Origin of the sequence: Luethyella okanaganae (genome assembly GCF_042660285.1) — a bacterium.
GTDB classification, from domain to species: Bacteria; Actinomycetota; Actinomycetes; order Actinomycetales; family Microbacteriaceae; genus Luethyella; species Luethyella okanaganae.
On sequence record NZ_JBHSTP010000001.1, the window covers coordinates 1,533,299 to 1,547,826 of the forward strand.

At 67.0% G+C, this 14,528-nt stretch carries 10 protein-coding genes; 9 read left to right on the forward strand and 1 reads right to left on the reverse strand.

What is annotated here, in order from left to right; translation table 11 throughout:
- Positions 1 to 594: 594 nt before the first annotated feature.
- The 8 genes from ACFQB0_RS07225 (at position 595) to ACFQB0_RS07260 (ending at position 13,165) form a co-directional block, all read left to right on the forward strand.
- On the forward strand, positions 595 to 1,218 hold the full coding sequence (locus ACFQB0_RS07225) for a hypothetical protein (protein ID WP_386729356.1): 624 nt from the start codon (positions 595 to 597) through the stop codon (positions 1,216 to 1,218).
- Between the two features lie 610 nt (positions 1,219 to 1,828).
- A complete protein-coding gene (locus ACFQB0_RS07230) occupies positions 1,829 to 7,126 on the forward strand; it encodes a TIGR03773 family transporter-associated surface protein (RefSeq protein ID WP_386729359.1) in 5,298 nt (1,765 codons plus the stop codon).
- Positions 7,123 to 7,848 carry a class I SAM-dependent methyltransferase gene (locus tag ACFQB0_RS07235; RefSeq protein ID WP_386729361.1) on the forward strand — a complete coding sequence of 242 codons (726 nt, stop codon included), beginning with the start codon at positions 7,123 to 7,125 and terminating at the stop codon, positions 7,846 to 7,848. Before ACFQB0_RS07230 ends, ACFQB0_RS07235 begins: the two co-directional genes overlap by 4 nt.
- Before the next feature lie 32 nt (positions 7,849 to 7,880).
- Entirely contained in the window at positions 7,881 to 9,422 is a 1,542-nt protein-coding gene (locus tag ACFQB0_RS07240) for an anchored repeat ABC transporter, substrate-binding protein (protein WP_386729364.1), read from the forward strand.
- A gap of 52 nt (positions 9,423 to 9,474) precedes the next feature.
- A complete protein-coding gene (locus ACFQB0_RS07245) occupies positions 9,475 to 10,551 on the forward strand; it encodes a choice-of-anchor M domain-containing protein (protein WP_386729366.1) in 1,077 nt (358 codons plus the stop codon).
- Positions 10,548 to 11,312 (forward strand): anchored repeat-type ABC transporter ATP-binding subunit, encoded by a 765-nt coding sequence (locus ACFQB0_RS07250; protein ID WP_386729368.1) that lies wholly within the window; start codon positions 10,548 to 10,550, stop codon positions 11,310 to 11,312. Before ACFQB0_RS07245 ends, ACFQB0_RS07250 begins: the two co-directional genes overlap by 4 nt.
- 3 nt (positions 11,313 to 11,315) lie before the next feature.
- The gene (locus ACFQB0_RS07255; protein ID WP_386729371.1) at positions 11,316 to 12,287 is read left to right on the forward strand and encodes an anchored repeat-type ABC transporter permease subunit; all 972 of its coding nucleotides are present in this window, start codon (positions 11,316 to 11,318) and stop codon (positions 12,285 to 12,287) included.
- Positions 12,284 to 13,165, forward strand: a complete 882-nt coding sequence (locus ACFQB0_RS07260) for a lytic transglycosylase domain-containing protein (RefSeq protein WP_386729374.1) — start codon at positions 12,284 to 12,286, stop codon at positions 13,163 to 13,165. Before ACFQB0_RS07255 ends, ACFQB0_RS07260 begins: the two co-directional genes overlap by 4 nt.
- 21 nt (positions 13,166 to 13,186) lie before the next feature.
- On the opposite strand, the gene ACFQB0_RS07265 is transcribed toward ACFQB0_RS07260, so the two are convergent.
- Complete coding sequence (locus ACFQB0_RS07265) at positions 13,187 to 13,756, reverse strand: hypothetical protein (RefSeq protein WP_386729377.1); 570 nt, start codon at positions 13,754 to 13,756, stop codon at positions 13,187 to 13,189.
- A 98-nt stretch (positions 13,757 to 13,854) separates the two neighbouring features.
- On the opposite strand from ACFQB0_RS07265, the gene ACFQB0_RS07270 reads away from it, so the two are divergent.
- Entirely contained in the window at positions 13,855 to 14,430 is a 576-nt protein-coding gene (locus tag ACFQB0_RS07270; RefSeq protein WP_386729379.1) for a TetR/AcrR family transcriptional regulator, read from the forward strand.
- Positions 14,431 to 14,528 lie beyond the last annotated feature (98 nt).

Here is a 14,528-nt window from a genome sequence, read left to right on the forward strand (position 1 = left end):
CGAAGGCCGTCTTCGGATACTCTCCGCCATCCCGGTCTTCGCCGACGTGCGACACCCGCATGCCACCGTCCTCGTCACGCCAGTTGGGCTGATCGACATCGATCCGAAACCGCGGTCCGTGATGGTCGAAGTCGTAACACGCAGCCGACCGTTCGGGTCTGGTCCGGTGCGGCAGATAGTGATCTCACCCAGCGTGTCGCATCGAGCGATGGACCGGGGAAGTCGTCGCTGAACTCGAGCTCGAATGACACACGGTCGAGCGTCGGCGACTCGTCCACGCTGTCCCGCACTCTGTGCCCCCATGCTCTCCGATCACGATGCCTAGCGTATGACGCGTCGTCTTGCACCATGGGTAGCGATCGATAGCATATAGCGGTACAGTGTTATTGAGAATGGTTATCAATAAAAGTGGGCCTGCTCACCGACCCACGCAGGGCCTCGAGGTGAGCTTAGAGAGTGGATCGGGTGGGCGAATACCCCTCCCGTGGCGGCGGTTCGCGTCGCCGAGTCGAGCTCGCCGATATGCATAGCGACTGGATGCTGTCGTGTGATCGTCGGTGAGCGCTCAAACACAATGTCGAAATGAGGAGTCACATGAGTATCACCACTACACAGCGCGCCACTGGTCGGCGCACCATTGCAGGCTCGATTGCCGCCGGGGCGGCGGCGATCGCACTTGCGCTGTCCGGCGCGGGGGTCGCCAACGCGGCGACCATCGTCACCGGCGCGCAGACCGGGGAATGGGACCTGGTCGCGGTGGACAAGTTGCCGCTCGAGGTCGTCAACTACGATCACGCCATCGGCGACTACCGTGATGTGGACGCACCGGCCGGCTGGTTCGCGGTCGGCTCGGGGAAGGTCATCGACGGCAACGACGCGACATCGACGACCCCGGTGGGCGGCGGCGGCATCCGTATCGACGCCGGCTTCGCCTCGCCGAGCGTTAATCGGACCTACACGATCCAGCTGACGGGCGTCCCGGCGGGGACCAGCGTCAAGGTCACTAATCCGACGAACCCCGCGGTTGTCTACATCAACACCGCGACCGGCGACTACACCCACACCCTGACCCTTCCGGCCGGAACGACCACGGATGTGCATGAGCACTTCACCTGGTCTTTCACGAGTTCGGCGTCGCAGGCGCAGATCGGCGTCAAGGTCACCGGCGCGGGGCTTGGGTCTTCGGGCAAGACGAACACCGTGCTGTTCACGTTCTAGCTCCAGCAGCGGGGCCCGCCTTTCAGGAGGCGGACCCCGCGTTGCCGGGATCGGGTTTCGATCGAAAGAGCGCACAGGCATGTCGTGAGCATGGTCCGCAGCTAGGCACCCCCGCTCATCGGCTCACTAAGGGTTTCGAGGCGGGCGCAGAGAGCGAGCCAGGTAGGCAGTCGTACGCCGATTGCCGCGGATCTCGTCGTTGAGTCGACCTCAGACGCGCACCGCAGCTTGCTATTGCGCCCATCGTGGGCGATTGCCGGGAAGCGGACCACAGAAGTGAGAAACTGCACGCGAATATCAGCACTACACAGCGCGCCACTGGTCGGCGCACCATTGCAGGCTCGATTGTCGCCGGGGCGGCGGCGATCGTCCGCCAGGCAAGCGCAGATCGGGGTGAAGGTCACCGGCCCCGGACTCAGGTCCACCGGTAAGACAAACACCATACTGTTCACGTTCTAACCCCCAGCGGGGTCCGGCTCGTGCGGACAGGCCCGGCTTTGTCACAACCGGGTCACTCCGATACATTATTGATAATGCGTATCATTATCAGTCTGGATGATGCGTCACACCCGAGCGGGACGAGTTCTTGTCCCTGGAAAGCATGGATGCTATGAGGCTCCAATCCGCCGTGTCGAGACCAGCGAGGCTCGTTGTCACCGTGGCGGTCGTTCTCGCCCTTGTGGGTGGGACGGCTGCACCCGCTTCCGCCGAGACGACGACCGCGCTCGACGGCGCCGTCCTGCCCAGGATCCTCGTGACCCCCGAGACGACGACCCTCACGACGGCATCGAGTGGGACGACGGACCCGACGGACCCAGTGTTCACGGTGGCGTCAGGGGGCGCGGCCCGGTCGATGCTCGCGGTGGATACCAGTGGCTTGCCTTCAGACGCCTCGGTGCTCGGTTCCCGGCTGGAGATCGTGTCGGCCGTGACCCCGGACGGCGGGGCGGTGCACGCTGCCGTTGCCGATGCGAAGCCGGCCCGGCTCTGGGGACCATCAGAGCCGGCATCGCGGGTGCTCGAAGCTGGACCTGAGAACATCGCCCTGGACTGGAGTTTCACGGTGCCGGGCGACTACGAGCTCTCGATCCGGGCCACGGTGTCCTACTCTCTGCCCGGCCAGCCCACTGTGACGGCCGAGGCTGCGGAGACCCGCTACCGCTTCCAGGTCGCAGCCGAACCGGCACCCGCGGGCCCTCGTGAGGATCCAGCCGACGATGCCAGTGCGGCCACCCCGGAAAGCGACTCGTCGAATGCGACCGGCGAACCGGCGCCCCCTCCGGCCCCGCCTGCCGCGCCGGTTTCCGCGCCGGTTTCGGCGCCGGAGGTGACAGTACTGGAGGCCGGCACGGTGAACGTGTCGAATCAGTGGGCGGTAGATAACCTGCTGCTACGACTGGTCGGCGGGGACGGAGCATCGTTCGATCCGGCCGGGGTGGTGCTCTCGGTGCCGGAGTCGGAGCCATGGCCCGGCACCGGTCTTGATGCCGGAAGTTCGGAGTACCGGAACTGGGATCTGCTGATCCCCTCGCACGGGCCGGTGTGGCGCACCCAGGGGCAGGCCGATTCGGGCGCCGCGAACAAGCTTCTCCTCCGTACCGACGCGCACGGTGTGTCCGCCGATCGCGGCAGCGAGTTGTTCATGAGTGTCGCGGATGCTCTCGTTCCCGACGGTGGCGCCTTCACCACCTTCCGCACCGATGGCGGGCAACCGTATCGGCGTTGGCATTCCGGACAGCTCGGGGCCGCGTCGGCCCGGGTGACGCTGCAGCCCGATGCAAACGCGCCCGGCGAGGCCGAGCCGCTGGGGTTCGCGTTCACGGCGCCGGGCAGGTACTGCGTCACCGTCGACAGCGAGATGCTCGACGCCAAGACCGGGCAGATCGCCCACGACCAAGCCGCCCTGACCTTCGCCGTCGGCCTCGACGTGGCCACGGTCGAGCCCTGCCCGCAACCGGCCGCGACCGCCCCCTATGACCCGGCCCCGACGCCGACCACGGACGAGGGCACCAGCGTCATCGACGCCGGCCTCGTGCACCTTTCTCCCAAGCCCACCGACGACGGCTCCATTGCCCTGGACCTGAACCGGGTGGCAGGCGGGCGCACCACCAGCTACACGCCCGCCGCCACCGTATTCTCGGTTCCGACCCGGGATGAGGCCTGGCCGGCGAGCAATATGGACGAAGTGCACCGTCAGCTCTGGAGCAAGGTCGCCGCACCGGGGACCCGGCTGTGGCGCACGGCGGGCGCGATGACATACGCCCCGGTCACCGACCCGAGACTTCCGCTGGCGCTCGCGCCCTGGGCGGATGACACGAATGCCGAAGAACTCGTCGACGGCGCCTACACGCTCAAGCTCGTGGCCAGCGAGACGCCCGATGGCGGATACACCGCCAGCTACGAGACTGACAGCGACGACAGGATCGCATCTGGATCGGTTGCCGCGCAATGGGACTCCCGTCCCGATGGACGCAACGACTCGATCGGGGCACCGGGGGTCGACGGTGGCTATTCCCCCTTCGCCACTCCCTACAGTGCACTGGGGCTCGCGTTCACGGCACCAGGCCGGTACTGCATGACAGTGGAATCCCGCGGGACCTTTACGGGCAGCACAGTTCCCACGATCGGGTACTCGACGTTGACGTTCGCGGTCGGCGTCGATCCGAGTGCCATCACCCCTTGCGCACAGGGCACCGGCGGGGACGGGTCGACCGATCCCAGAGAGGATCTCTACAAAGACCTCGACCCAACCGTCACCTGGTTCCATAAGGGGCACCTGGACATCGGCCCGGTCTTCGTCGACGGCACCCTGCAACTGCACACCGGCAGCGTGCACAACCCGGCCGAGTTTCCCTCGGTCAGAGACTCGGTGTGGGTCGGCCGTGGCCGGGATATCGCCTTCACCGTGCCGGAGAACCGGCCGGATGGCCCGGACTACAGTCTCATCGGCGCGCCCGGCACCCCGTATTACGGGCTCTCTGCCGACCCGGCATTCATTGACTCCACACCGTGGGTGGGGCTGACCGTTGAGGGTCTGCCACTGCAACCGTGGAGAGACCGCAAGACTGCGTGGACGCTCGTCGGCTACTCCGGTCCCGAGGGCGGCGCCTTCGCGATGCCGGCCTACCGAGTCAGTTCCGCGAATCTGCCGGCCACCTTCGAGGGGCCGAACAGCCACCAGCATCTAGACTGGGCGTTCACGAAGGAGGGCGTGTACTGCCTGAACTTCGAGATCCGCGCCCGCGACACCAGCACCGGTGCCGACGCGGTGGTCCGCGATCAGCTCACCGTCGCGATCGGCAACTCCGTCGATCTGCACACCGTGCAACCCTGCGCGCGCACCAACCCGGACGGTCCTGCCGTCCCCCGCGCCCCGATCGACCCGCACACGATCGACGCCAACCCCTATGTGGTGGGTGCGGATGATCGCATCGCCTTCACCCCGTTCATCAGCGACGGGCAACTCGATGTCGCCACCGAGCGGCTCGGCCGGCCGGCCGCGAGAAGCAGGCACGACCCGGAAGCCTTGGTGATCGGCGGATTCGCCGACAACGGAGACGCCTGGCGCAACAGGAGTAGCAGATTCCTGCAGTCCGGCCTGTCCATACCGGCAGGGACGACACAGGGTGATCTCAGCGTGCGGGTGGGCGAGGTCGACGGGCCCGGAGCGATCAGCTACGAGTATTACAGGGCAAACTCCTACAGGGATAGCTCCTTCGGCACCCGGGATGGCCAATCGCGCAGTTACGCGCTCTGGCCGCAGTTCCTGGGAGACAACACCCCCGTATTCCAGGCACCCGGAATCTACTGCGTCCCGATCACCTGGTCGGCGACCATGACCACAGGCAACACCGTCTCGACGACGAAGACACTGACCTACGCGGTCGGCGTCCCGACGGACACGGTGACCCCCTGTGCCCGAGGCGGCAGCGGAACCGACCCGGGTGGACCGGACCCGGTGGACCCGGGCCCGGTCGTGTGGGACGTCCCGAACGGGGCTCTGACCGATTCCGGGGCGACCATCCTGAATCGGGGACACGTCGATGTTGCCTCGGTCCTGTCAGGGGAGAGCCTGGATACCAGGATCAAGGACACGACCGTTTCGGACGAGCCGGTTTGGCGTGATCCGGCCAAGACCGTGCTGCAAGTGGCTCCGTCCGCGAAGGCGACCGTGCCCGACCTGCCGGAGTTCGCGTTCCTCGGTGCTGCCGGGTCCGCGAGTTGGATCCTGCCCGAGACACAGGACGACCGGCTGCTCTGGCCGGGCTGGTCGACCGAGTCGATCGCCGACACGGCAACCCGTGACGCGTTCCGGTGGACGCTCACCGATGCTGCCGGGCCGGGAGAGTTCGCCCTGTTCCAGAGCGGCATCACCGGGAAACCGAAGCTACTGTTCAACACCCGCGACGGCGTCACCGCTGCGGACACCACCACCGTGCCCAAGCACACCCATGCGCATGGTTCGTGGGCGTTCTCCGCTGAAGGCGTCTACTGCCTCGCCTTCGAGCGGGCCACGACATTGAGTTCCGGGCAGGCGGTCACAGACGCGTTCACACTCGCGGTTGCTGTGGGTCGTGTCGAAGTCAAGAGTGTCGATCCCGGCCAGTGCTTCACGGAAGCGCCGGGGAAGCCGGCCACTGTCGACAGCACGCCTACTCCGGTGGATCAGCTCACCGATGCGGCGGCCGGTTCCGTGCAGGTGCTCGGCGGGGAGAACGGGTTCACCGCCGGGCAACTGGTGACCGTGCAACTCGGGAAGGCTTATGCGGGACGGTGGGTGTCTCCCTGGTTCTACTCGTCGCCGACCTGGCTCGGCTGGAGCCAGGTGGGCTCCTCCGGTGCCATCCAGGTGCGTCTGCCCGCTGACGCGGCACTCGGCGCCCATCAGATCGCAGTGAAGGAGCAAGCCGGTGGGTTGATCGGATGGGACGGCCTCAGTGTCGTCGCCGCCCCGAGAACCCCGCCAGGACCCACACCGACACCGCCGGATCAGACGTCGCCGCGGAACGTGGCCGCGACCCAGTGCGTGGCCGGGGCGACCATACTCTCCTCCGGGCACGTCGACTACGCGTCACGGATCGTCGACGGGAAGCTGGAGTCCCTCGTCGGGGACGACTCCTCCGGCACGAAAGTCTACCGGGAGCCGGATGGTGTCATCCTCTGGCTGAAACCCTCCAGCGGGATCACCCTGCCCTCCGGGTATGGAGCAGTGGGGCCGGCCGGGTCGAGCGTTTGGCAGGTGCCGCAGACGCAGAACCCGGAGCTGATCTGGCTGGGCTGGAACAGTGAGGCGCTGAACGCCGGCAACGCTCGCAGTGAGGTGTCCTGGACGCTGAATTCGGTGAACGGGCCAGGCAGCGTGAAGGTGTACCAATCGGGTGTGTTCGGCGGGGTGCAGTCGATGATGCTGAACGGTGGCGGGTCCAGTTACAGCATCCCGCTCGGCGTGCACGCGCATGCCAACTGGGCATTCAGCGCTGAGGGCATCTACCGACTGGAGATGACTCAAACCCTCACACTGGCCAACGGGCAGCGCAGCAGCGACACCGAGACACTGACCATCGCGGTCGGGAACGTCGATCCTGCCTCCGCCGCGCGATCGGGATCCGGCTGCGGCACCGTCTCCAACGCCGTGCTGCGGGACGGCGACCGAGCGGCCCCACTTCAGGCAGCCGAACAGGCTGCGGCCGAAGCGGCCGACGCCGCCCGCAAGGTGCTGCCCGGACAGTCGACTACCAGGGACACCGGTTTCACCGATCCATTCACCGCGCTCTCACAGGGCGACCCTGTACCCCTGCTGCTGTCGATCCTCGGCATGCTGCTGCTGGCAGGTGCGGCCGGTGCTGGGGTGTTGTGGTGGCGACGCCGACCGCGGGAGGTCGGGCTAGACCGAGAGGTCCGATCGTGAGGGATCACTACGAGGAGCTGGCCGAGTTCCACGACCTGTTCATGGACGGGCCGTGGAACCGGATACGCCCCGCCTTGGCCGATGCCTTTTCCAGAGTCGGCGTCTCGGAGCGGATTCTCGACCTCGGCGCGGGAACCGGGATCGGCTCCCGCATTCTCGCCGCCTGCACGGCGGCGCGGATCGTCGCCGTCGAGCCCTCCCACGTAATGCGGGCGGTCCTCACCGCGCGCATCGCCGACGATCCGGCACTGGCCAGCCGGGTGAGCATCATCGCCGGCAGACTCCCCGACGCGCTCGAGACGATGAAGGCACCGTTCGCGGGGTTCGTGTGCGCGCACATGCTCGGTCACCTCTCCGCTGACGACCGCGAGGCCACCTTCCGGCACCTCGCCAAAATACTGAGGCCGCGAGCGTGCGGGATCATCACGATCGAGCCAGGACGCGACCCGGCCGAGCCGGAAGCGGAGCTGGTGCAAGAGCGGCGGATCGGCGACTATCGCTACATCGCCCGCTACCTGCCGTCATCCGAGACTCACCGCTACGTGAGCGAGTACACAGTGCTCGACGGCGACCAGGTGCTACGGTCGGAGCGCTTCGCCGGGGACTGGGAGGCATTGCCGCTGGCCACGCTGAACGCAGAGCTTTCGCAGGTGGGCCTTCGCGCCGAGCGCGGATTTCCCGGCACAGCCCTGGTACGTCGCATCGACGAAGTCGACCCGTGAACCGTCGTTGCCGCCACCGTCTGCTTCCGGCGATGGGCCTCCTCCTGACCGGGGCGATCCTGTTGTCAGGGTGCGCGACCAAGCCGGCGCTGGCTGCCGACAGCGACCGGCTCCAGGTGGTGACCACCACCGGACTGCTGCGCGACCTGGTCGAACACGTCGGAGGAGACCGCGTCCGGGTCGCCTCCCTGGTGCCGGACGGCGGCGACCCGCACAGCTACGAACCGTCCCTACGGGATGCCCGCAACGTGGTCTACGCGGATATCGCGTTCAGCAACTACGCCCTGCTGGAGGAACACAACGTCATCAAGACCCTGGACTCCAACCTGCGCGGCTCCGCGGTGAACGTGTCCCTCGCCGAGGAAGCCGTCAAGTACGCGGCCGAGATCATCCCGCTCGTGGAGAACGTGAACCTCGACACTGTCTGGCTGGGCTTGCGCGCCCATGGCGACGGCGCCCAGTACGGGGCATCCCGTACCTCAGACGTGCTGCTCTCCGCCACCAACGTGACGGGACCGGGCAAGGTGTATGCCTATCTGACCGGAACGTTCGGCGATACGGACGTGTATTTCGATTCCTCCGACGGCTTCAACCCAGCTGACGGGTACAAGAACGACACGATGACCCTCCCGGTTGACGCACACACGCACCTGTCTTGGGCGTTCACCGCGCCCGGCATCTACACGGTCGCTCTCCAAGCCCGGGTACAGGTGGACGCTACCTCCCGCCCGGTCGACCTGGAAGAGGCGACCTTCACCTTCGCTGTCGGGGTCAACCCGGCAGAGGCGGGCATCCCGGACGCCGTGGTGCTGAACGAGGGCCACGCCGATCTGACGGCGAACCTGGAAGCCGGTGAGCTCGACGTGATGTACGATCCGGCCGGCGGTGGCGAGCACGCCCAGCAGCGGTACCAAGCGAATGAGGTGGTGATCGAGGTACCGAGCAAGGCACTGGCCGAGATCCCCGCGGGCAGCCAGTTCACCTTCCTCGGCCGCGCGGGTGAACGGGTGTACCAGCTCGCGCAGGCGGTGCTGGGCAAGCATGTGCACGGCGAAATCGACCCGCACCTGTGGCAGAACGTGCGCAACGCCATGGCCTACGTGAACCTGATCCGCGACACCCTCATCGGCGCCGACCCTGCCGGGGCACGGGAGTACCGGGTCAACGCGGACGCTTACCTGGCCGAGCTCGACAAGCTCGATGCGTACGTACGCGACACGATCGCCGGCATCCCGGAGGCCAGGCGGTACCTCGTCACCACCCACGACGCCTTCGGCTACCTCGCGGACGCCTACCACGTGCAGATCGCCGGGTTCGTCACCCCGAACCCAGCCACCGAACCGTCGCTGGCCGACCGCAGGAAACTCACCGAGACCATCCGCACCCTCGGTGTGCCCGCAGTCTTCCTAGAACCGAACCTCACCACCCGTGCCTCCACCCTCACCGAGATCGCCCACGAACAGGACGTCGCCGTGTGCCCGATCTACGGCGACACCTTCGACGGCGAGGTCACCGACTACGTGCAGATGATGCGGTTCAACGCCGACTCCTTGAGCGACTGCCTGACCCCCTGACCCCCTGACCGGCACCGCCACCACGACCGAACGACAGAAAGAACACCCACCAATGCATAGCCTCAGCCGAAGAACAAGCTCCAGAACCGGGTGGGCAATCCGCACTCAGCTTGCCGGCACGATCGCGCTTGCCGGCACGATCGCGCTTGCCGGCACGATCGTGCTTGCCGCCGCCACGGTCGCCACGCCAGCGTGGGCTGTAGACGGCGACGACCCGAACCTCAATCAGACCCTGGACGAGCTGGCGATCGTGCACGGTCAACGCGTCCTGGACGCCGGACACGTGGACATGGGACCCAAGTACGACAACGGGACGTGGCGGTTCCTCATCCACGACGACGTCGCCCGCGCCGACGCAAACGCGACCAGCGTCTGGCGCTACCCGGACGAGACCGTGCTGCACGTCTTCGACGAATCGAAGCTGACCGTGCCCGACGATCCCGCCTATGCCTTCCTCGGCGTCGATCCCGGTTCACCGGTGTGGGTGGTCCCGCAGACGCAGAACCCCGAAGTGGTGTGGCTGGGCTGGAATACCCAGGACCCCGAGGTACTGGGAACCATCGACCGCGGGATGACGCTGTCCATGACCGGTGTGCAGGGTCCGGGCGTCGTCACCGTCTACCTCCAGTCCGGCTCCTTCGGCGAACCCCAGGTGTTGTACGACTCGCGTGTGACCGAGGCGCAGCCGGCGTGGGTGGATGTGAACACGCACACCCACGCGAACTGGGTCTTCACCAGGCCCGGCGTCTACCTCCTCCAGCTGAAAGCCTCCGCCGACCTCGTGGACGGGTCCACCGCGTCCGACACGCAGGTCATCCGCTTCGCCGTCGGCACCGCCACCTCCCCGAAGGATGCTCTCGCCGCTACCTGGAGCGGAGCGAGCCCGAACGCCTCCAGCCCTGCACCGCCGACCGGGGACGACCCGGCACCCTCCGGCAGTGCGGCAGCGTCCGCGCCGGCCAGTGGCCCGCTCGTGCCGGTCCTGATCGGCCTGATCGTTCTGGTCGCCTCTGGCCTGATCGCCGGGTTCATCGTCGTCATCGTGCGCGGCAACCGTGCCAAACGGCGCGTGCTCGCCGCTCGCACACCGACTCCCGCCTCCGGCACCGAGGCCGAGGACCGGCCATGACGGGCACGATCGCGCCGGGCGTGCTCACGGTGGACGATGTCTCGGTCGAGCTCGGCGGCCGACTCGTGCTCGAGAGCACGAGCCTGGTTGTGGACCGGGGGGAGCTCGTAGGGTTGATCGGCCCGAACGGGGCCGGGAAGACGACCTTGCTGCGCACCATCCTCGGGCTGCTGCGCCCAGCGACCGGCCTGGTGCTCGTGGACGGGCGCACCGCCCGTCCCGGCAGCACCCCGATCGGGTACGTGCCGCAACGCCACGAATTCGCCTGGGAGTTCCCGATCTCGGTCGCCAACGTCGTGATGACCGGGCTCACCGGCCGCCTCGGGCTGCTGAAGCGTCCCGGCGAGGCCGACTGGCAGGCGGTGGCCGACGCCCTGGAACGGGTGCGGATGACCGAACTCGCCGACCGTCCGGTCGGGCAACTGTCCGGCGGGCAACGCCAACGGGTACTCGTCGCCCGCGCGTTGGCCCTGGAACCGGCGGTCCTGCTGCTGGACGAACCGTTCACCGGCTTAGACATGCCCACCCAAGAGTTGCTCTCGGAGCTGTTCACCGAGCTGGCCCGCGAGGGCCGGGCGGTGCTGATGACGACCCATGATCTTGCCAGCGCCCTCTACACCTGTGATCGGATCGCGCTGCTGAACCGCACCGTGATTGCCGCAGGCATCCCGTCTCAGCTCGCCGTTGACCCGTCCGTGTGGATGGCGACCTTCGGCGTCGGACCCGACAGTGCCCTGCTGCGCATCCTGAAAGCCGCGTGACCCATGTCTCCTCTCGACTTCCTCACCGATCTGTTCAACCCCGACCTCGCCTTCCTGCCCAAAGCCCTCGCTGTCGCCGTGATGTCCTCGATCGTCTGCGGCGTCATCGGCTGCTACGTGGTGCTGCGGGGCATGGCGTTCATCGGGGAGGCCGTCGCCCACGCGGTGTTCCCCGGTCTGGCCGTGGCGTTCGTCGTCGGAGGCAATCTCGTGCTCGGCGGCACCATTGCCGGCATCCTCACCGCGGCGCTCATCGCGGTGTTCTCACAGAACAGGCGGCTCAAAGAGGACTCCATCATCGGCATCTTCTTCGTCGCCGCCTTCGCTCTGGGCATCGTCATCATCTCTCAGGCGCCTGGCTATGCGGGCTCCCTGCAGCAGTTCCTGTTCGGTTCGATCACCGGCATCCCCGAATCCGACCTCTACGTCGTCGGCGTCACCGGCCTGATCGTGCTCACGGCGACCTTCCTGCTGCACAAGGAGTTCGTCGCCATCTCGCTCGACCGCGAGAGCGCACGAGCCCTCGGAGTCGGGGTGTTCTGGCTCGACCTCGTGCTCTATGTCCTCGTCACCCTTGCCGTCGTCATCTCGGTGCAGACCATCGGGAACATCCTCGTGCTCGCCCTGCTCATCACGCCTGCCGCGACCGCCCGCCTGCTCACCGACCGACTGGGGATCATGATGCTCCTCGCTCCCGTTATCGGCGGGCTCTCGGCCCTCGCCGGCCTCTACCTGTCGTGGTCCTACGACCTGCCCACAGGCGGCACCATCGTCCTCATCCTCACCGCCACGTTCCTCATCGCATGGTTCTTCGGACCCCATCAAGGCCTCGTAGCGAAGGCCAGACGCTCCGTCGCACGACGAGGCGGGTTCGCCGTCATCGCGACGGTCGCCGGCACCTCCCCGACGGTTGAGGGTGCCGACGATGTCACCGGGCCGGACCGTCGACCCGTGAGCAGCGGGGTCCGCCCATGACCGGCCCGACCAACCCGACCCGGCGCTCCATACGCGACGCCTTCGACACCGCGATCCTGCCAACGCTCGACGTCGTCGACGAACGGGTCCCTGTCAGGTCGACGAGCAAGCGCCGCTGGCCGCTGCCCGTTGCGACCATACTGCTGGCCGCGCTCGGCGCCGGAGCCCTCGTCGCCGCGGCCCTGAGTCCGACCGGTATGCAAGCGCCGACCGGCCTCGCGACGAGCAGCGCGCCGTTCAACGCAAGCACCCGGCCGATCCCGACCGTCGCCGCGTCCACCACGAGCGCAGCCCGCACCCAAAGCAAGACCCCCGTGTCCGAACTGGCAGACCCAGCATGGGTGACCCGAATCGCCAAAGCCGCGAACATCCCCGAGCGCGCCCTCGCCGCCTACGCGGGAGCCGCAATCGAGACCGCCAGGACTCGCCCATCCTGCGGGCTCGGCTGGAACACCCTCGCCGCCATCGGCAGTGTCGAGACCGAGCACGGCACCATGCACGGTGCCCGGATCGCCCCTGATGGGATCACAGCCCCTGTCATCATCGGGATCCCGCTCGACGGCCGAGGCGTCGCGGAGGTCTCTGATACCGACGACGGGCGGCTCGACGGTGACACGAGCTGGGACCGGGCGGTCGGCCCCATGCAGTTCATTCCGTCGAGCTGGGCGGCACACGCGCGAGACGGCAACGGAGACGGCGAGACCGACGTCAATCAGATCGACGACGCTGCTCTCACCGCCGCCTCCTACCTCTGCGAGGCCGGCGGCGACCTCGCCGTCGCCCAGAACTGGATCACCGCCATTGCCGCCTATAACCCGAGCGCTGACTACAACAACCGCGTCGCGGAGACCGCGAACCACTATGCGACCGTGAAGTGAGCGAGTGACGAGACCGCACTGCTATTCGGCGGTGCGACGGGTGAGCGCTTTGACGGCGAGGACCGCCACCTCGACGACGGCCATCGCACCGAAGACGGTGGCCATGAGATGCAACCAGTTCGTGTCCTCGATCACAGTGAGGATGCTGCTGCGGTCGACCACGGGTCTGGTGAACCACCACAGGTCCCCGTCCACCGCGCTCAGAATGACGAAGACCACGAACCCCGTTAGGTAGCTGGTCTCCCGCAGGAGGAGGCCCCGCCAGACGGCGACCGGACGCCGATCCCATTTCCTGATCAGAAACCGGCCGATGCCGATGGGGACCACAAGGTACAGCACCAGTGAGATCTGGATCAGCTCCCGTCCACGCACGGCGACATCGACGAACGCCATCACGACGGCGACGAACCCGAGTGCGACCACCAGCATCATCAACACTTCACTGACCCGATGCCGTTTCAGGATGTAGCGAGTGACCAGCACCGCGGCGATCAGCATCCAGTACAGGAGCGTGAAGATGTAAAGATGCGGCGCGCGCACGACCATGTCGATCAGATACGCCACGACCGCCTCGGTCTCACCACCTACCACCGGAGCCTCCCTCTACTAGTACGCTGTGCTAAACGGGAGTCCCATAGTAGCACACTGTACTAGTACGTCGTGCTATACCGATGATCGAGATGGTGAGCATGAGCAACCGGCGAGAGCAGATCGTGGCAGCGGCCGCGCAAATCGCTGCCCAATCGGGAACGGCAGCGCTTAGCGTGCGCGCTGTCGCACAGAAGGCCGGCGTGGGTGTCGGCACCCTGCGGCACTACTTCCCTTCGCAGAAGGACCTCTACAGCGAGGTCCTCGACCGCATCTTCGACGCACAGCTGGACGACCTCAACATCGACGACGGCACCACCAGTCCGGCTCGGAGACTAGCGGAGTGCATGCGCCAGTTCCTTCCCGCTGAGGATGGCCGCATCTCGGAACTCGAAGGATGGCTCGCCCTCTACACCTCAGCCCTCGGCCGAGACCGCACAGATGCAGGAGCTCGACTGTTGACGGCTTTCAACCAACGTGCCCGCACTCGAGTAGACCGCTGGCTCTCGACCCTTCACACCGACCGGACGCGACGATCCCAGCATGTCGTCCTTCTCCTCGCGCTCGTCGATGGCCTCTGCCTCGAACTCCTCACACCCGAAACGCAGCTGACCGTCCAAGACGCCCGTGAGACCCTCGACGAGGTCATCTCCTGCGTCGTCATACCCTCGAGCTAGAGCCGGCCGCACCTCCTACCGCGCCGTCGAGCACCGTGGCCGGCGCACCCGAGCCACACGGACGAATGCCGCAGCCTCTCCCTGCGCCTGGACTTGAC

Excerpts from the sequence above, each read along its gene's own strand:
- ACFQB0_RS07240 (WP_386729364.1), top strand. The coding sequence starts at position 7,881 with ATGGGCCTCCTCCTGACCGGGGCGATCCTGTTGTCAGGGTGCGCGACC.
- ACFQB0_RS07245 (WP_386729366.1), top strand. The coding sequence starts at position 9,475 with ATGCATAGCCTCAGCCGAAGAACAAGCTCCAGAACCGGGTGGGCAATC.
- ACFQB0_RS07250 (WP_386729368.1), top strand. The coding sequence starts at position 10,548 with ATGACGGGCACGATCGCGCCGGGCGTGCTCACGGTGGACGATGTCTCG.
- ACFQB0_RS07225 (WP_386729356.1), top strand. The coding sequence starts at position 595 with ATGAGTATCACCACTACACAGCGCGCCACTGGTCGGCGCACCATTGCA.
- ACFQB0_RS07255 (WP_386729371.1), top strand. The coding sequence starts at position 11,316 with ATGTCTCCTCTCGACTTCCTCACCGATCTGTTCAACCCCGACCTCGCC.
- ACFQB0_RS07270 (WP_386729379.1), top strand. The coding sequence starts at position 13,855 with ATGAGCAACCGGCGAGAGCAGATCGTGGCAGCGGCCGCGCAAATCGCT.
- ACFQB0_RS07230 (WP_386729359.1), top strand. The coding sequence starts at position 1,829 with ATGAGGCTCCAATCCGCCGTGTCGAGACCAGCGAGGCTCGTTGTCACC.
- ACFQB0_RS07260 (WP_386729374.1), top strand. The coding sequence starts at position 12,284 with ATGACCGGCCCGACCAACCCGACCCGGCGCTCCATACGCGACGCCTTC.